Annotated in this window: 14 protein-coding genes; 6 read left to right on the plus strand and 8 right to left on the minus strand. The window is 59.6% G+C overall.

Going from position 1 to position 18,359, the window contains the following annotated elements; genetic code table 11:
- Position 1 precedes the first annotated feature (1 nt).
- The 4 genes from Q1A00_RS16675 to Q1A00_RS16690 form a co-directional block, all read right to left on the minus strand.
- Positions 2-409, minus strand: a complete 408-nt coding sequence (locus Q1A00_RS16675; protein ID WP_298406555.1) for a hypothetical protein — start codon at positions 407-409, stop codon at positions 2-4.
- The gene (locus Q1A00_RS16680) at positions 402-605 is read right to left on the minus strand and encodes a Trm112 family protein (RefSeq protein ID WP_298406553.1); all 204 of its coding nucleotides are present in this window, start codon (positions 603-605) and stop codon (positions 402-404) included. Before Q1A00_RS16680 ends, Q1A00_RS16675 begins: the two co-directional genes overlap by 8 nt.
- Before the next feature lie 82 nt (positions 606-687).
- Entirely contained in the window at positions 688-1,677 is a 990-nt protein-coding gene (gene ftsY / locus Q1A00_RS16685) for a signal recognition particle-docking protein FtsY (RefSeq protein WP_298406552.1), read from the minus strand.
- Positions 1,678-1,859: 182 nt separating this feature from the next.
- Positions 1,860-2,630, minus strand: a complete 771-nt coding sequence (locus Q1A00_RS16690; protein WP_298406550.1) for a lipase — start codon at positions 2,628-2,630, stop codon at positions 1,860-1,862.
- A gap of 169 nt (positions 2,631-2,799) precedes the next feature.
- Between Q1A00_RS16690 and Q1A00_RS16695 the strand changes: the two genes are divergently transcribed.
- From Q1A00_RS16695 to lon, 3 genes are all read left to right on the plus strand, one after another.
- Complete coding sequence (locus Q1A00_RS16695; protein ID WP_298406548.1) at positions 2,800-3,267, plus strand: (2Fe-2S)-binding protein; 468 nt, start codon at positions 2,800-2,802, stop codon at positions 3,265-3,267.
- On the plus strand, positions 3,264-5,423 hold the full coding sequence (locus Q1A00_RS16700; RefSeq protein ID WP_299757931.1) for a molybdopterin cofactor-binding domain-containing protein: 2,160 nt from the start codon (positions 3,264-3,266) through the stop codon (positions 5,421-5,423). Before Q1A00_RS16695 ends, Q1A00_RS16700 begins: the two co-directional genes overlap by 4 nt.
- A 270-nt stretch (positions 5,424-5,693) precedes the next feature.
- On the plus strand, positions 5,694-8,132 hold the full coding sequence (gene lon / locus Q1A00_RS16705) for an endopeptidase La (RefSeq protein ID WP_298406544.1): 2,439 nt from the start codon (positions 5,694-5,696) through the stop codon (positions 8,130-8,132).
- A gap of 69 nt (positions 8,133-8,201) precedes the next feature.
- On the opposite strand, the gene Q1A00_RS16710 is transcribed toward lon, so the two are convergent.
- Both Q1A00_RS16710 and Q1A00_RS16715 read right to left on the minus strand, forming a co-directional pair.
- Complete coding sequence (locus Q1A00_RS16710; protein WP_298406542.1) at positions 8,202-10,715, minus strand: YbcC family protein; 2,514 nt, start codon at positions 10,713-10,715, stop codon at positions 8,202-8,204.
- A gap of 135 nt (positions 10,716-10,850) precedes the next feature.
- The gene (locus tag Q1A00_RS16715; protein WP_298406540.1) at positions 10,851-12,425 is read right to left on the minus strand and encodes a proton-conducting transporter membrane subunit; all 1,575 of its coding nucleotides are present in this window, start codon (positions 12,423-12,425) and stop codon (positions 10,851-10,853) included.
- Positions 12,426-12,728: 303 nt separating this feature from the next.
- On the opposite strand from Q1A00_RS16715, the gene Q1A00_RS16720 reads away from it, so the two are divergent.
- Entirely contained in the window at positions 12,729-13,610 is an 882-nt protein-coding gene (locus tag Q1A00_RS16720; protein ID WP_299757935.1) for a LysR family transcriptional regulator, read from the plus strand.
- A gap of 135 nt (positions 13,611-13,745) precedes the next feature.
- Positions 13,746-14,075 carry a multidrug efflux SMR transporter gene (locus tag Q1A00_RS16725; RefSeq protein ID WP_298406538.1) on the plus strand — a complete coding sequence of 110 codons (330 nt, stop codon included), beginning with the start codon at positions 13,746-13,748 and terminating at the stop codon, positions 14,073-14,075.
- Between the two features lie 222 nt (positions 14,076-14,297).
- Here Q1A00_RS16725 and Q1A00_RS18505 read toward each other — a convergent pair whose 3' ends face one another.
- A complete protein-coding gene (locus tag Q1A00_RS18505; protein WP_366144874.1) occupies positions 14,298-14,501 on the minus strand; it encodes a hypothetical protein in 204 nt (67 codons plus the stop codon).
- A gap of 543 nt (positions 14,502-15,044) precedes the next feature.
- A complete protein-coding gene (locus Q1A00_RS16735) occupies positions 15,045-15,872 on the minus strand; it encodes an alpha/beta fold hydrolase (protein WP_298406536.1) in 828 nt (275 codons plus the stop codon).
- Between the two features lie 363 nt (positions 15,873-16,235).
- On the opposite strand from Q1A00_RS16735, the gene Q1A00_RS16740 reads away from it, so the two are divergent.
- Positions 16,236-18,359, plus strand: a 2,124-nt coding sequence (locus tag Q1A00_RS16740; RefSeq protein ID WP_299757941.1) for a helicase, incomplete at its 3' end; no start/stop codon positions are given.

Below are 18,359 nucleotides of genomic sequence, written 5' to 3' on the forward strand. Positions count from 1 at the left end.
CTCACGGCAACAAGAAGATCTGAATCTCGCCATTACGCGCACTGCGGGCCGTAATCCGATAGCGAATTTTTCCCTCGGCATCACTGCGAATCGGGCCACTGCGCGTCACCTGCGCCCCCGGTCGGCTGGCGAGCACAAAGGAGATCGCGCCGTCGGGCTGGATGAGGTCGATCTGCACATCACCCGACTCAACTGCGAGCATAACAATGGCCTGCGCCTCGGTGTTGGCCGGCAAGGCCGGCACCCGGTATTCGTCGCTGCCCTCGGCGCTGACGAAGGTTGTCAGGATGTTGGCTGCGCTGCCTTGTAAGGAAACTGTTGTCTGCTCACCGCTGATGAGCAGACAGCCGGCGAGCAAGACAGCACAACCGAGCAGACAGAGCGTGGCAACCAGCCGCCGATCAACCATACGACTCCGGACGGTAATCGACGGTGTAAGTTGCTTCTTCCGGTACCAGCTCGACCCGCAGCGGCTTACGCGAGACGAGACGAATGCTGGCGCCACAGTTGCGATTGGCACAGACGAGCTGCCCGCCGACAGGGATGTACGGAAAGATAGCCAGTTTTTGCTTGCACGATGGGCATTTGACAATTTCGACCGACATAGCGTCACCTGCACGTACTGACACAGTAACACGGCAAACCCGTAGTAACACAGCGGCGCTATGTTGCTACGGGTTTATAATTTTAAGGTTTTACGGTTTTTGGCTCGGCAAACAGCGCGTCGACGAAGGTCTGCGCATCGAATAAGGCGAGGTCATCGAGCTTTTCACCGGTGCCGATGTAGCGAATTGGCCGCTCGATGTCTTGAGCAATCGCAAACGCTATTCCACCCTTAGCCGTCCCATCCATCTTTGTCACTGCCACATCGGTCACACCAGCGGCCTTGAGAAAGGCTTTCGCCTGCAACACCCCATTCTGGCCGGTAGTCGCATCGATCACGAGAATCGTCTCGTGGGGCGCACCGGGCAGTTTGCGGGCAATAATGTTGCGAATCTTCTCCAACTCTTGCATGAGGTTGTACTTGGCATGCAAACGGCCAGCGGTATCGATGATCAAGACATCGATATCTTGCTCGAGCGCAGCGTCGATCGCCTTATACACCACTGCCGCCGCGTCAGCGCCTTGACCAAGGCTGACACACGGCACACCGGCCCGTTCGGCCCACGTCTCGAGCTGCTCGGTAGCAGCAGCCCGGAAGGTATCGCCGGCGGCGAGCAGCACCTTTTTGCCAAAACGGTTCTTGTAGCGGTGCGCCAATTTAGCGATCAGGGTTGTCTTCCCGGCACCATTCACACCAACGACCAAGATCACATACGGCTTTGCGTCGGGCCGCTGCTGGCCAGCATATTCGGCAAAGGTGCGCACCATTTCGGCCTTCAGCATCTCACGCGCTTCGCGCGCTTTCTTGACGCCGTGGCGATTAACGCGGTCAATCGTGCGATTAACCAGATACTGGGTTGTTTCTAGCCCGACATCAGCTTGAATCAACGCCTCTTCCAGCTCATCCCACAACTGATCGGTAATCGGATCGTCACTCGCAAAGAGTTTAGCGATCCGACCAAAAATGCCCTGCCGCGATTTTTCGAGCGATGCCGAAACCTGCGCTTCTTCGCGGGCAGCTTCTTCTTCGCTGCGGGGAGCATCTTGCGCACGGCCAAAGAGACGGCGAAACATAAGATTCCTCACTATGGTAGTCACGCAAAGGCGTAGTGAGATTGTGCATGCCCTTGCGCGGATACACCTGTACCCAACTGGAGTCGCGTGGAATACATGATCCGCTTAAGACTAATAATAAGACGGTAGGCGCCGGTCAACGCACAGATGCTCCGCACACTGATGAAGCATACTCGCTCAAGTCAGCGTGCAAGCCCAACCGGCAGCTTGCTTTGATTATAGCCGATCACACTCGTATGGGTAGCAGCATACGCAGCCGCAGCTTGCCACCACACGGCGACCGTGGCTGGGCTAGAACCGTACCAGAGCCGATCGGGACGGGGATCGTGGCGTAAGCCGGGGATGACGATTTGTAATGAACCGGGCAACAGGCCGTCGTCGAGCGGTACAACGCCATCACCCCACTGCGCGCCTTCGCTGCTGATCAGACGGTAACTTTGGTATGCGCCTCGTTCAGGAGGCGGGCCATTCGGATCACCGAAGATACTACGCCCGATCACACTCACGTAGCATACGTCCGACCAGTATGCGCCCGGGTAGCGCTCTTCGGCCCAGCGAATCTGGTTGAGACCGCCGATGCGTCCCTCGCGGTTTGTGCGCTGCGGTGTGCCAAGCGTAATGAGCATATCAACTCGCTGATGGCCATTGTACACTCGCCCACGATACGGCTGGTCACCGAGAAAGATACGAGCCAGCACACCACCGGCGCTGTGGGCAACCAACGTCACCCGCGCACTCCCAGTTCGGGCCAAGAGTTCGTTAACCGTCCGATCGAGTTTGCGCAGCAGCTCGGCGTAACTGTCGGTCAGCGTCACCCATGCCCAATCAAGCCGATTGATCGGGGTAATAAACACGGGCCGACCGCTTACCTCGCCAAGGTAGGTGCGGAGTGGATTGTAGAGTTGTGGTTCGCTTCCAAAACCGCCAACGATGAGAATGGGTACAGTATTCATTATTGGTAGTATACTATGAACAGGTATTGCACAGTAATTGTACCACATTAAGCAAGAAAAGAGGCTCCTTGGTGCGCACCAACGTTCTAAGAGAACCTAATTGTAGACCACCACACTTTGCTCTTCCCTGCCCAGATATAGTCTTGACTAGCATAGGTAGAGGACACTCATGGAAGTTCTAATTAACGGCCAGCCCTATACCGTCGCCGATGAACCGGTGCGGCCCCTGCTTTACGTGTTACGCGACGAGTTAGGCTTAACCGGAACAAAGTTTGGATGCGGCGCCGGCATTTGTGGCGCATGTACCGTGCATATCAATGGCGTCGCCACCCGCAGTTGCCAGACGATGATCACAACGCTGGCCGGTGCGCATATTACGACGATCGAGGGATTAGCGGAAGGTGAGCGACTGCATCCAGTGCAGCAGGCCTTTCTCGAGTTGCAAGTGCCACAGTGCGGCTGGTGTATGAGCGGGCAGATGATGACCGCCGCGGCTTTGCTCGCCAATAATCCCAACCCGACCCACGATGAAATGATCGCGGCGATGCGTTATAACTACTGCCGCTGCGGCGCATACGCGCGCATTGCACGAGCAGTACGGCGGGCCGCCGAATTGATAAAGGAGGGCGCAGCATGAAGCGCGACGCTCGCACGCAACGCTGGCGCATGACTCGGCGCGGCTTTCTGATCGGGTTGGGAATCGTAGGCGGTGGCTTGGCGCTCGGTGCGACGCTGGGTTTGCCGGCAGCGCGGCTGGCATTGGCCGATCTGCTTGGCGACGGCACTGGGCCGCCGGCATCGTTTCCCAAAGAGCCAGCAATCTGGTTTGCGATCCAGCCTAATGGCCGGGTAGTGATGGCGATGCCGAAGGTAGAAATGGGCCAAGGTGTCCATACTGCGCTGGCCCAACTGGCCGCCGAAGAGTTGGGGATAGCTTGGGAACAGATCAGCGTGACGCAGAGCAGTTCAATCGGGCCGGTGCGCGATCCTGCCGGCACCAGCGCCTCGTACTCGATGATGGGTCTCTTTCCTATTATCCGCGAGACGGCAGCCACCTTGCGCGAGATGTTGCGCGCTGCTGGGGCCGAACAGCTTGGCATTGCTCAGGCTGAAATCGAGCAGGGCTTCGTGATCGATCCGGCCAATCCGGCTCGCCGGATCGGGTTTGGTGAGTTGGCAGCGCAACCGCGTGAATGGCAAGCGCCGGAAGAGGCTGCACCACTGACTCCGCCTGATCGATGGCGAATCATCGGCCAGCCGGTGTCAAGGCTCGATTTGCCGGCTAAAGTGCGCGGCGCGGCGATCTATGGTTACGATGCTCGCGTCGAAGGTATGCTCTACGGCGCCGTGGCCCGTCCGCCACGACTTGGCGCGAAACTGCGCCGGGCTGCACCCGGCACGGCGCTCGAGCGGCGTGGCGTGGTACAGGTTGTCATTCGCGACGGTGTTGCCGGAGTAGTAGCCGAGTCGCGCCTCACTGCTTACGCTGCGCTGAATGATCTTGATCTCGAATGGGAACTACCACCACCGTTTACTCACCACGATCTCGAAGAGCGACTGGCAGCGCAGGCCAGATCGGGAACTCCGATTCAGCAGCACGGCGACCCCGCAGCAGCCATGCATAGCGCACGCCTCGTCGAAGCGGTCTACCAGACACCGCTGGCCGCCCATGCTAATCTTGAACCGCAAGCAGCGCTGGTTGATGTCCAACCTGACCGGGTAAGGGCATGGGTCAGCACCCAATCGCCGGTGCAGGTGGCCGAATCGATTGCTGCGACGTTGGGCCGGCCAGCCGACACGGTCGAAGTCACACCCACCTATCTCGGCGGCGGATTTGGACGCAAACTGTTGATCACCGCCGCCAACGAAGCCGCCATCCTCTCGGCGGCAGTGGGCAAACCGGTACACGTTGGCTGGACGCGCACCGAGGAGTTTCGCCACAGCTACTTGCGCCCGCCGACCTACGCCGCCTTTCGGGCTGCACTAGACGCCCAAGGCAACATCATCGCGCTTGAACAGCGTCACGCTAGCGGCAGTGTCCTCTTCGATTTCATTCCCGCACCGCTGCGCTGGCTGCTGGGCAGCGACTTCGGCGCGTGGCGAGGAGCACGGTTGGTCTACGCCATTCCCAATCTGCTTGTTACGTCACAGACGGTCGATCTACCGGTACCGACCGGGCCATGGCGCGGGCTTGGGCTACTGGCGAACGTCTTTGCAGTGGAAAGCTTTATTGACGAACTAGCGCATGCTGCCGGCAGCGATCCGCTCGAATTCCGGCTGCGCCACCTGCCGGAAAGCGAACTGGGCCAACGCTTCCGCGCAACGCTGCTAGCCGTGGCCGAGATGGCCGGTTGGGGTCAACCGGCGCCGGCGGGCCGGGCGCGCGGGATCGCGTGCAGCGTGGATATGAACACGGTGGCAGCCCACATCGCCGAAGTCGGGTACGAAGGCGACAAACTGCGGGTCTATCGGGTGTGGGCCGCAGTCGATCCCGGTCTAGCGATTAACCCCGACGGGTTGGCCGCCCAAACCGAAGGCGGGATCATGATGGGCCTGAGCGCCACTCTGTTCGAGCAGGTCACCATCAGCGAGGGCCGAATCGACGCCGGCAACTTCGATCGCTACCCGCTGCTGACCATCGCCGACGCGCCGGAAGTAGCGGTGCAGATTCTGCGCAGTGGCGACCAACCCTTTGGCGGCGGCGAACCGCCGATGGGGCCAATCGCCGCAGCAGTGGCGAACGCCGTATTCGCCCTAACCGGAGAACGCAAGCGGCGCTTGCCGATAGCGTGAAACCCAAAGAACGCGAAGGCGCGAAGGGCGCAAAAAGCGCAAGAGTTGGTAGAACGGCTCCAGAGGCAATGCCTCCTGCGTTCCTTAGCATTCTCGCGCCTTCGCGTTTAGCTCCTGTTGCCACCTTTAGGCACTCTGCATCTTCACCCCTCTGCCTCTCTGTTAGATTTTTACTAGAACTTTTCTACTCCCGTTGACAGGTTTCCCATCGAGTTTCACAATACCAATAGCGCGGAATATTTGTTCCGCTTACCAATCGGGAGACACACTATGAGTGATGAGACACTGCACGAACAATCGAGCGCAGAAACACCAGAGACGCTGCCGCTGATTCCGCTCGAAGGGGCAGTGGTCTTTCCCTATACCGTGGTGAGCGTAACCCTCGATGAGCTAGGGGCGGCGGCGGCTGAAGCTGCCGCGCGTGAGGGGCGCAAGGTGTTGCTAGCGACTCGCCGGCCTGATGCATCAGCCGATGCACCAATTACCGAACAACTCTTCCGGGTTGGCGTTGTCGCTCGTATCGAACAACTCGGCACTCTGCCGAACGGCGCAACCGGCGTAGTCGTGCGCGGGTTGGTGCGGGCCGAACTAGTTGAAGCAACCCAGACTACGCCTTACCTCCGCTTCAGCTTCACCCGCCGACCCGATGTCTTCGAGCGCACCCCTGAACTCGAACAATTGATGGTCGAGGTGCATGCCGCTATCGACGCCGTGCTTGAATTGCGCCCCGGCGTAACGCAAGAAATTCGCAACTTTGTGCGCTCGATTGATGATCCCGGCCATCTGGCCGACAATACCGGTTATTCACCTGACTACACCTTAGCTGAGCGGCAAGAATTACTCGAAACGTTCGATGTGGTCGAACGACTACGCAAAGTGCGTGAATTCTACCGCAAACAGTTCGCGCTGCTCGAAGTGCAGGCCCGCCTGCGCCAAGAGGTGCAAGAGAGCGCAGCCAAGCAGCAGCGCGAGTTTTATCTGCGCCAGCAGTTGAAGGCGATCCAAAAGGAGTTGGGGGAAGATACAAGCGAAGCGGCTGAGCTGGACGATCTGCGCCAGAAGCTAGCCGCCGCTAACCTGCCCGAGGTGGCACGTAAAGAGGCAGATCGCGAGCTGAGTCGGCTGGCCCGGATTAACGCCAGCTCGCCGGAATATCAGATGGTACGTACTTACCTTGAGTGGTTGGCCGAATTACCGTGGAACACCTATACTGGCCAGCCGATTGACATCGCCTATGCTCGGCAGGTGCTCGATGAAGACCATCACGGCTTGCAGAAGGTCAAAGAGCGCATCCTCGAATATTTGGCGGTCAAGCAGCGCCGCGCGCTGTTGGGGGAAGAAAACTTGCGCGCCAACCGCGAGCCGATCCTCGCGTTCGTTGGCCCTCCCGGCGTCGGCAAGACCAGCCTCGGCCAGAGCATTGCTCGCGCTTTGGGGCGCAGTTTCGTGCGCATGAGTTTGGGTGGCGTGCGTGACGAAGCTGAGCTGCGCGGCTTCCGCCGCACCTACATCGGTTCGCAACCGGGCCGGATCATCCAAGAGCTGCGCCGGGCCGGTACGGCTGACCCGGTGATCTTGCTCGATGAAATTGATAAGCTCGGCATGGATTACCGTGGCGATCCGGCAGCCGCGTTGCTCGAGGTGCTCGACCCGGAACAGAACCACACCTTTACCGATCATTATCTTAATCTGCCGTTCGATCTCTCGCGGGTGCTGTTTCTCGCTACTGCTAACACGTGGGATACGGTACCGCCAGCGTTACGTGACCGGATGGAGGTAATTGAGCTATCGGGCTATATCGAAGACGACAAGGTGCAGATCGCGCAGCGTCATCTGGTACCGCGCCAGTTGCGCGCCAACGGCTTGCGCCCCGAAGAGGCGGCAGTGAGTGAAGAGGCGCTGCGCTGCATCATCAACGAATACACCCGTGAAGCCGGCGTGCGCAATCTCGAACGCTCAATCGGCGCAGTGCTGCGCAAAGTCGCCCGCCGCCTCAGCGAAGGCGAGATTGATCAAACCAGCTTGCCGTTCGTGGTCGATGCCGCCTTTGTGCGCACGGCGTTGGGCCGGCCTCGCTTCACCAACGAGACCCGCGAGCGGCTTGACCAACCCGGCGTGGCAATCGGGCTGGTCTGGACGCCGGTCGGCGGCGATATTATCTTTGTCGAGGCGAGTGCCGTCGAAGGGAAGAAGGAGCTGCGGATAACCGGCCAGCTCGGCGATATTATGCGCGAGAGCGCCGAAGCCGCGCTGACCTACGTCCGTTCGCGTGCCCGCTCGCTCGGCATCGAACCGGATTTCTTCGAGACTCACGCCATCCACATTCACGTGCCGGCAGGAGCGGTGCCGAAAGATGGCCCTTCGGCGGGGATTACGATGGCGACAGCGTTGGCTTCAGCCGCCACCGGTAGACTGGTGCGCGACGACCTCGCGATGACGGGTGAAATTTCGCTGCGCGGACGGGTATTACCGATCGGCGGCATCAAAGAGAAGGCACTCGGCGCGCACCGGGCCGGCATCCGCACCATCATCTTACCCAAGCGCAATATGCTCGACCTCGACGATCTGCCGCCCGCCGTTAGTGCCGACATGACCTTCATCCCGGTTGAGACACTCGATGAGGTGTTAAGCATTGCCCTGCTGCCGCCGGGAGAAACGGCACCGACGATTACCGTAGCGCAACGGGCCGATGAGGTGCCGGTGGCCTGAGCAGGCGAGGATCGCGGTGCAGCACGAGGCCGATGATGTGCTGCACCGCCATCCGATGTGAGAGCATAATTAACAGGCCTGCCACTGCAACCCGCCAACGTACTGGTGCGTCACCTTGCCGGCTTCGTTCATCGCAAACAGGTATAGCCAGCCGTGGTCGAGCAACTGACGGACATGCTCGTGCTTGGCAATAATCGCGGTCATCGCATCAAGCGGCGCTTCAATCAGCACGTGCAAGCGCACCGGTTCGTGGACATACTTCTCGCCGTCGTGAACCGACTGCCACGGCAGCCCGACCCGCAGGTCGCCAGCGTTGCCTTCAAGCACACCGAGCGTACCGACCACGTTATGCAACGTCTTGTTACCACTACCGAAAACCCGGTTATCGACCGTCGAACCGTAGTATTGCAGGTTGATCCAGCTCGCCACGATCATGGGTGCAGTGATGATCAACTCTAGCACACCAAAGCCCTCATCCTGCCGCCAGTCGTAGTTGTGCAAGAATGAGCGCCCGTCCAGCTTCACCCCCGCAGTGCGCTCACGTGGCGCAGCAATGAATGCAGCACAACCAGCCAACCCCCATTCTGGTCGCACTTGCGACCAATCTTTGCTACGCCGGCGAACCGCCCGATCGACATTGGCCTGAGCATCAATCCTCAACAACGCAGCGCGCTCGGTGCGCGCCAACCGACCAGCAGCGGCTAAGTCGGCCTTCAGGCGCTTGAGATCATCGGCATGAGTGGCAGGAACATCCGTTTCATCAAAGATCGTCACGTCATCGGTGGTTGTGTCGTGTAAACCAGCGAGGAACACGGTATCATCAGGAATGGCGATCCCGCGCTCACGCAGACCGGCCCGCACCGCCGCATTATTCAGAATCTGCACTGCAACCCGCACATTGGCTTCGCCGGTATGACCACCGCACGCACCGCAATCAAGACCGGTCGCATGCGGGTTATTCACGGTCGTTGACCCATGGCCGGCCAACAGCACGAGACGGGCAAAATGACTGGTCAGCGACATTGCCTTGAGCGCACCTTCAGCGGCAGCAATCTGTTGGTCGATTGTCATACCAACACGGCGGCCATTGATCGTATGCGGTGCGAGACTCGGCTTAACCCGTGCGCGCGTTGCCGCATCAAGGCCAAACGTCGCCGGATGCGGCACCGGACGGGTGATGCCGAGCGTGTCGAGCAGCAGCTTGCGCAGATAGGCCAAGCCGACCGGCCCGACGAAGCCGAAGCACGAGACCGGGCCAAACTTGAACATCCGCCACGCCTTGGCTACGCGCTGGTTCATTGCGCGCTTGGCAATAGCAGCTTCAACCTCAGTCGATGTTTGCCCATCGACCGACTCGGCAATCACGAACTGCGGCGTTAACAAGACCGGGCACTGCGCACCGCCCTGCGTCTCAGCCAGCGGGATGTATTCAATTGGGAAGCCAAAGAACCCGGCAAACCCAATCGTCTCAACCTCGTCCGTCACCGTTTCCAGTGCGCGACGAAAGACCTCTGAGCGCACGTCGATGCAGAAGGCGGCTTGCGCGCGCTTACGGGTTGCGGCAACCGCCGGTGCCGGCGCACCAAGACGAGCGAACAACTGGCGCCGATACGCATGCTCGAAGGCGCGTTGTAGCAAAAGATCGCCGCCAAGCGCCCGCTTAGCCGCTTCATCTCCCTGATCATGCTCCAATGCACCTCTGCGCTGCTGCCACGCCTCGGCCAAACCGGCGCGGGCAAAGCTGCGCCACAACGCTACTTCCCACACCAACCGGATCGCCAGCAAATCGGTCAAGGTCTGGTCTTGACCGCCGTAGAGTTCGGCATTCCAGCGCAGATAGCGGGCATAGCCGGCCCAACCGTGGATTGACAGCAAAAGGCGATGGCAGTAGGCCTCAAGACCATTGGCCGGGATCTGCAACAACTCAACGGCAGCCACGATCGTCTCCGGCGCGGTCTTAGGCATTTCCCGCAACACGCGCTGGAACGCGCGCGCACCTCGTACCAACGGCGTGCGGTCGAAGGCGGCTTCGGCCCGCCACGCCGCGAATGCCGGCAGATTGGCCCACGGTGAGCGCCAATACGACTGGCCCAGATCAAAATAGGCACCGGCCCAGTTTGAAATCGAGTCGGTGACAATATCAGCCCACGGCGTACCGGTCAGCTTAGCAGCGACATCAGCCACGGTAGGCAGAGTCTCGATCAACGGCTCCGGCGCGCGGCTGAAGGCAAACGCCTTCAACGCCGCCACCGTCGCCGGCGCGCCGGGGAACGGCACGCCAGATGCAATCGCCGCCGCCAAATCATCATCGGTGATGCGCCCACTCTGAATCGCCTCGGCGTAAAACGAGCGCGGCGCAGTCATCTTGGCGCCGGCCCGTCGCGCCAACAGTTGGGCCGCATCCGCAAATGAGTGATCGATCAAGCCCAAATACGGATTAACGGCAACAAAGTAGCGCAGCGGCCATAGTGGCGCAATTCGCTGTTCGGCCCGCTTGGCGGCTGCGATGATCGCTTCCGCAGTCAGCTCCCGGCTCGGCGCAGCGATAACTTGCAGTTGGATATTGGTCTCAACCAGAGTCATTGGCGCTTCCTCCATACATTGGATTGACTCCTCTATCACATCACGTGGGCTGTCAGGCCCGTATCTATCCGTGTCCGATCCAATCCGTATCTATCTGGGTGCCATCAGGCCCGTGCGTATCCGTGTCTTACGCCATCACCGCGCCAACCGGAAGGCATCGAGCGCCCGATCAAACAGCGCATTGGCGTAGAAGCCATGCTTGAGATGGACATAGAACGCGCGCCACGCTGGGAGATTAGCGAACGCCGGCAAGAAGGCGCTGAACATCATCACCGCAACAAAGACAATTACCGCGCCGATCACCATCATCATCACCGGCATGCTCAGCGCCGGATAGACCACCACCGCCCCGCCGAGCAACACCTCGGCAATCACTTCAAGGACGAAGAAGGCAACAGTCACCAACGCCGCCATCCCCATCGTGCGCGCAACGACATAGAGCGGCGCTTTGCCAGTGTTGCCCTTGACCAACAGGTAGGCAACAGCCGCCATAAAGATCGTGATCATCGCCGACTCACCCGGTCGCTTGGTAATGTCGATCCCAATGGCAGTCGCCACCCCTACAAACATCGCTCCTGCAACCGCCATATTCACCAGCAACGCCAGCGGATTCGGCGCCTTATCCAGTTTCTGTGCGCCGGTATTGCGCACATACTCAATAATGCTGCCCGACGAGAGAAAAGCGTGGGCCTTGTAGCACGAGTGGGCAATTAGGTGCATAATCGCCACCGTATGCGCACCAAAGCCGCACAGCATCAACATAAAGCCCATGTGGGCCGCGCTTGAGTAGGCCAACGAAACCTTAACGCTACTCTGGGTAATCATCGCCGACGAGGCGAAGAGGGCAGTAAAGCCGCCAAGCACGATGAGCAACATCACCGCCGGCGTAGACAAGAAGACCAGTTCACCAAACCGCACCACCAAGAAGATACCGGCATTGAGCAGACCGGCGTGCAGCAGGGCCGACACCGGCGTCGGCGTCTCCATCACCTCGAGCAACCAGCCGTGAAAGGGGAACATCGCCGACTTGAGCGCCGCCGCGATCACGATCAAGATAGCGGCTGTTGCAGCGCCCGCCGGGATCGCGCCGGACGCCAACGCCGCGCTTGTCGCGTTACGGATCTGGCCGAGATCGGTGGTACCAAACGCTTGCGCTATCAACACCGCTGCGCTAATCAGCGCCACATCACCAACACGGGCCACAATAAACTTCTTGCGCGCCGCCCGAATCGCGCGTGGCCGGTCAGGGTAAAACACCAGCAGCTCATGCAGGGCAAGGCTCATCGCGATCCACGCCACCACCAACTGCCAGAGATTGCCGGCCAGCACCATCAGCAAAACGGCGCTGACCGTCAGATATAACCGGATGAAAAAGACCTTCTGACGCGGATCGCCATCGAGATAGTTGCGGCTAAACTGGATCAACAACGCGCCCAGCAACGTCACCAACCACGACATCATCACACTGAGTGCATCGAGGCGCAGCGACAGCCCCACCTCGCCAATCCCGATCAACGGGCTTACCTGCGGGCCAGTGGTCAAGACCACGATCCCTAATGTGAGCATCAAGCCGAACGCACCAATGCTCACCACCCGCCCAACCTGAAACACTAGCTCAACCGAACGCAACCGGTCGAGTGCCGCCCACAGCGCCACAACTGTCAGCGACAGCGGTGCAAGATAACCCAAAAGCGCCAACATCCCTTCCATACTGTCGAACCCTCCTTGTGTGATTGGTCGATAGTTGGATAGTAGCATGGGCTATTCAATCAGAAAAATATATGTTTCTGTATAATTTGTTCGTATTTAAAGAACAAAAGACTAAGCGCATCATTGCATCAAAACGAGCAATCTGGCATACTGGTGGTGGATGGAGGGGAACGCATAGCCGCCGCACCGCATCTATGGCAACGCAGGGCAGCAGCCGCACAGCCTGCGCCGCACCGCATCTATGGCAACGCAGGGCAGCAGCCGCACGTCCGTGCGGCTCTACGGTGGGTATAATGGAACGTTATGTTAAATTATCATCATCTGCGGTATTTCTGGATCGTGGCCCACGAAGGCAACCTCACCCGCGCTGCGCGCAAACACAACATCGCCCAATCGGCGCTCTCGATGCAGATCAGCGCGCTCGAAGATTATCTAGGCCAACCGCTGTTCGAGCGAGTAGGCCGCCGGCTCGTACTGACTGAAGCCGGCCACATTGCGCTCGACTTTGCCGACGCGATCTTCGCCAAAGGCGACGAACTGCTCGGCACCTTTGGCCGCTTGGCCGAAACCCGGCAAAAGGTGTTGCGCGTCGGCGCACTATCAACCCTCTCGCGCAATTTTCAGGTGCGCTTTCTGCGCCCGCTGCTGATCGATCTCAACGTCAAGGTGATTATCCGCTCAGGCACTCTTGACGACCTCCTCAATAGCCTCAGGTTGTACGATCTCGACGTGGTGCTATCGGATGTAGCGCCTCCCCGCGATCAAGACGCGCCGTGGATCATTCACGTGATCGACACGCAACCGGTAGGGTTGATCGGCCATCCGCGCGCTGAACGGTACCAGAAACCGCTCGACGTGTTGCTGCGTACCGAGCCGCTCGTCGTGCCTTCGCCTGAATCGACGGTGCGCGCCGGTTTTGATGCTCTAATGCACCGTTTAGGTATTGAACCGTGGATTGTTGCTGAGGCTGACGACATGGCCATGCTGCGGTTGATGGCGCGCGAACACAGCGGCTTATCGGTAATGCCGCCGATCGTGGTCAAAGATGAACTCGACAACGGGATGCTGGTCGAGTATGCCAATTTGCCCGACCTCGCCGAGAGCTTCTGCGCGATCACCATTGCACGCCGCTTCCCCAATCCACTGTTAGACAGGGTATTGACCAAACCTGCCGCCCCCGATTAAGTTCACCTCGCTTGAACGGGGTCCTCTCCATTCGACCGATTTCACTCTCCCGCTGTGGCCCACCGTGCCTATGAGCGCGTGCATACTCTAGTTTTGTGTCTCTCAAACCCGACTCTGAACAAGGGGCATAGACGTATGAAATACTGGCTGTTTCTGATGATGGCCATTTTGACAGAAGTGATCGCCACCTCAGCCCTCAAGGCTAGCGCTGGTTTTACCCGTTTACTACCATCGATTATTGTGGTTGCCGGTTATGCTATTTCGTTTTACATGATGTCGCTGGCGCTCGAAGCCATTCCGGTCGGTATTGCGTATGCGATCTGGTCAGGCATTGGCATTGTCTTGATCACAGCCATTGCATGGGTGTTATACGGTCAAACCCTTGATATGTGGGCAATGATTGGGATTAGTTTCATCATTATTGGGGTTGTCATCCTCAATCTCCTATCAAAAGTTGAAGCATAACGGATGCGATGAATATGTTGTTGTTGAAGTTCATCGTTATTCGATGCTAGAGTGAACTTGTTATGTAACCTAACGCTCACACCACTATGAAACAGATCCTATTGCAGCGGTTGGTTCGGCTCTTTGCACTGGCCCGCATGTTTCCAACCAACCGCACGCCACCAGAACAGTTGCGTGCGCTGATCAAGCGACTGCATCCGCTGACACCACCAGCACCCTTCATCACAACTCGGCTTCGCTGGGCATATAGGTAGACAGGAAGCCGCAGGTGGTAAAATCGAACACTGGCGACGCGCCACAGCTCATAAAGAAGCGACCGTCCTTACCGACTGCCGTGCCGGTAATCTTGACGACCGCAACGCGGCAACCAGCCCGCGACAACGCCTGTGCGAGCGTCCCGCCTGTCGTCGTCTTGCCAGAGTTCATCGCCGTACCGACAACTAGGATCGTTTGTCCGCTGACCGGCAATCGATGGCGCCGGCAGCGCAAATGAGCACAGATTAAGCGGGCGCCTATCGGCGCGGCACAGCGCCCCTAGCATACGCAGGAGCGTCGGAGCAGCCATTGAACTGTGCGCCGAAACCACTTCGCCACATACGCCGCCAATTGAAAGCAGATCACACGTTTCAGGCCACTGCGTCGGCACGTACCCTTCGTACTGGCCGGTGGCGTAGCGATTGCCAAAAGCGCCAATCAAGATATCACCGGGGAAAATATTGATGATCTGTCCGGTAGTTGATTCAATGGTGGAATGCTTACCTAAACTCAGCACCTCGGCCACCAATAGATCACCGATGCACGGACGGTCGGTAGGCTCGGTATAGTCAACACATGCCGAAGCGGGAACCAGATGGGTCGTATAGGGGCGCTTTACCTGACAGACATCGAGCTGCTTCATACGATCGCTCCTCCGTAATGTTTCTACTAATAGATACACTTCAACAGAGGAGCAAACGGCGCCAAAAAGACCTACAGCGGGGCTAAAAATCCACTCAAGAGGCCACGAAAAGCGCGCGCCGCTTCGATATGCGGAAAATGACCACACTGTGGGATCACAACAAGTTGAGCGCCGGGGATTTCACGGCGAGCTGTTTCGGCATACCGAAGCGAAAAGACCCGATCCTGTGCGCCCCAGACAAGCAAGGTAGGCGCGTGAATTTCATGCAACCGCGCGCGCAAGCCGGTCAGGGTCAAATCAGTCGCCGCATACCGCCGGCTTAGCGCCGTGAGTGCGCGCCGGTTGGCCGCACCGCTAATCGCCTCGCGCCCACGTTCGATCAGTTCAGCGTTCACGTGTGGCACAGGGTTGTGAAAGGCTGCCGACAAGAACGCGCGCACTACTGCCGGGTGCGCCGACAGCCAGAGGATCGTCTCGCCAATTACCGGCCAGCCCCCGATAATCGTTAGCGGCGATGGCTCGACAAAGCCATCAGTTGCTACCAACGCCAACCGCGCCACCCGATCAGGATGGCGAATGGCCGTCGCCAGCGCATATTTGCCGCCCATCGAATGGGCCACAAGCGTTGCCCGTTCAATGCCAAGCGCCGCCAGCAACCCCGCATAGAGATCGCTCTGCAACTCAAGCCCGTATGGCGCATGAACCGGCTTCTCTGAACGTCCAAACCCTAAGGCATCGACCGCCAACGCCCGGTAACCATGATCGGCTAGCCAGGCCACCGTCGGTTCCCAATCGGCGCACGAGCCGGCAAAGCCGTGCAACAGCAACACTGCCGACCCGCGCCCGGCTTCGATCCAGTGCAATTGGTACCCGTTAACTCGCAACCAGCGTGAACGCATTGAATCACCTCATTGTCGATGGAACCGGCAGGAGTATACCATGCTCATCGCTTGCCAGTGCGATCCGCCGGCAGGCGGCGAAGCAATCTTCTGCGACTGCGGGAACGAATCTGTTCGCACTGATGCGCGCGCAAACGTGAGATTACTGCGGGTGCAGAATGCCTACCTAATGACACAACCAACGTCCAATGCAGAAGGCTTGCACTATTTGTGAGCAACGTATTCAAACTTGAAGTTTACAGACTGCCAAGGAACCGGTAAAGTACATTATCATAGCGTTAGTCTGCCCTCGCGTTCTTGCGAGTGGAGAGAAAGCATACTGCGCCACTGCGGAAGAGGCGGGAGTACTGAAATCGAGAGTCTATGAGCGACCTGATCGACATTCTGCAAACGCTGGCTGAACGATCCGGGCGATCGCCATCGCCGCTCATCGCGCTGCGCCGGATCCCCGCCGCTGACGGCGCGCGCATCAGCCATCTGCCGGTCGATCAGGCACTAAATGAGGCATGGGTGCGCGCAATTGGCACCCCGTTTTTTCAAGCGCAATCGATCGCGCTGGCCGCCCTCCGGCGCGGCGCGCCGTTTGCTATTACCGCTAGCGGCACGCTCAGTCGGGCTAGTTTGCATCTGTTGGCGTTGGATTTACTGCGGAATGAACCGCAGGCTACAGCACTATTGATCGCGCCCGACGCTGATCAAGCTGTGCTCCACGAGCGCGAAGCTGCTGCGCTCGCGCGTTTTTGCCAGCCTGCCATACCGATTGTTGCTACCAACGGAGCGAAGCGCCGCGCTGCGCCGGCGGCCCGGCTGGTCGTTACAACCCTGCCCGAATTGCACGGCTCGCTGCTCCGCTTTCATGACCGGGCATGGCGCTACTTCTGGCGCCAGTTGCGTTTCATCGCCATCGCCGATCTCCACACCTATTACGGCATTGCCGCCGGCCACCTCAGTATGATTCTGCTCCGCGCCAGCCGGCTCACGCCGCACCCGCTTGCGCTCGGCGGCACAGTCGCGCCGGTCAGCAACGCTGAAGCGGCGCTGCACCTACTCAGCGGGCGCGAATGGCGGGTCACACTAGCCAGCGATCTCCCCCATCCAGCTACAACGTTAGCGCTTTGGCAGAGCGATGGCGATCGCCAAAGCGAGATCACGCGGCTGGCTGACACCTTCTTAGCGGCTGGCGCTAGCGTGCAAGTGGTCGCCACCCCCTACGAGATCGGTCACGTGCGGTCAACCGTTGCCTCCGAGCGGTTTAGCGCCGGCACTAGCCCGCTCCCGGCGCATGTGCAGATCGTGACTAGCACTCTGACCGGCGCTGCGCTTCAGGCTGCGCTCGACAGCGGGGCTGCACTTGTGATTCTGCTGTTGGGACGCGGGATCAGCGAACCGGCCCTGCAACGGCTGGCGGTGACCGATATGGCCACGTGGCCGTTGCTGCAACCACCGGTATGGCCGCCCGCGCCGCTGAACCCGTTTGTCGCCGCGCTCCATCTGGTCTGCGCTGCCAGTGAGCAACCATTGCGCGACGATGAGATCCAACAGTGGCAACTTACGGCTATGGTTGAACGGCTCGCAACTCAGCAGTATCTCTATCGCCTGCCTGATCGGACGCCAATCTGGTTGCCGGGCACACAGAGCGATCCGTATATTCCCCTTGCCCTGCATGCCGCCGGCATGGAACCGCTCCATCTCCTTGATGAGCAAGGGCGTGAGACCGGGATAGTTGATCCGTCCATTGCCGGTCGCTGGGCACACCCGGCTGCCGCGCTGCCACCATTGTGCGGCGGGCAACAGGTTATCGCGCGCGACGACGAGCATGGCACAGTGACGCTGGCTGCCCACGCTGGCCGGCGCACTCTGCCGCTGCGCCGCTGTCAGGTACGGATTCGGGACGAATGGGCGCAGCGCGAACTGCGGCGCGCGCGCGTCGGTAGAGGGCCGCACGTAGGTTGGGGACGGGTCACGATCGAAGAGACGACCTACGCCTACCGCGAGCAGGTTGGGCGGAACCCGGCTCAAGAACGCGCGTTGCCAGAACCGATTACCCAACAATGGAATAGTCCGGCGATTTGGGTGCGCCTCACTCAGCCGCTGAATGTTACTGGCCAATTGGCAGGATGGTCGTGTGTCGCTGCGATCGCGCTGCGCACGCTGGCCCGGCTGGAAGATTGCGTGACCGCTTACGATCCGGCCACGCAGCATCTGTATTTTGTTGATGCCCAACCGAATGGGAACGGCTTGGCTGAATGGCTATACGAGCAGCTTGAGACCATTTTGCCACTGGCTTACGATATTGCCCTCGATCAACGCACCGATCCGCTATTCGAGCCGCTGGCCCGCGTTGACATGGATTGGCTGCTGGCGGTGTTGGGTGGCGAGGTGGAAGTGGCGATTCCAATGCCGTCATTGCCGCCAGCCAAGGCCACCCGCGCCGAGCCGCCCGCCCGCGCCGAGCCGCCCACCCGCGCCGAGCCGCCCACCCGCGCC

Origin of the sequence: uncultured Chloroflexus sp. (assembly GCF_938091255.1) — a bacterium.
In the GTDB taxonomy this organism is placed as follows: Bacteria; Chloroflexota; Chloroflexia; order Chloroflexales; family Chloroflexaceae; genus Chloroflexus.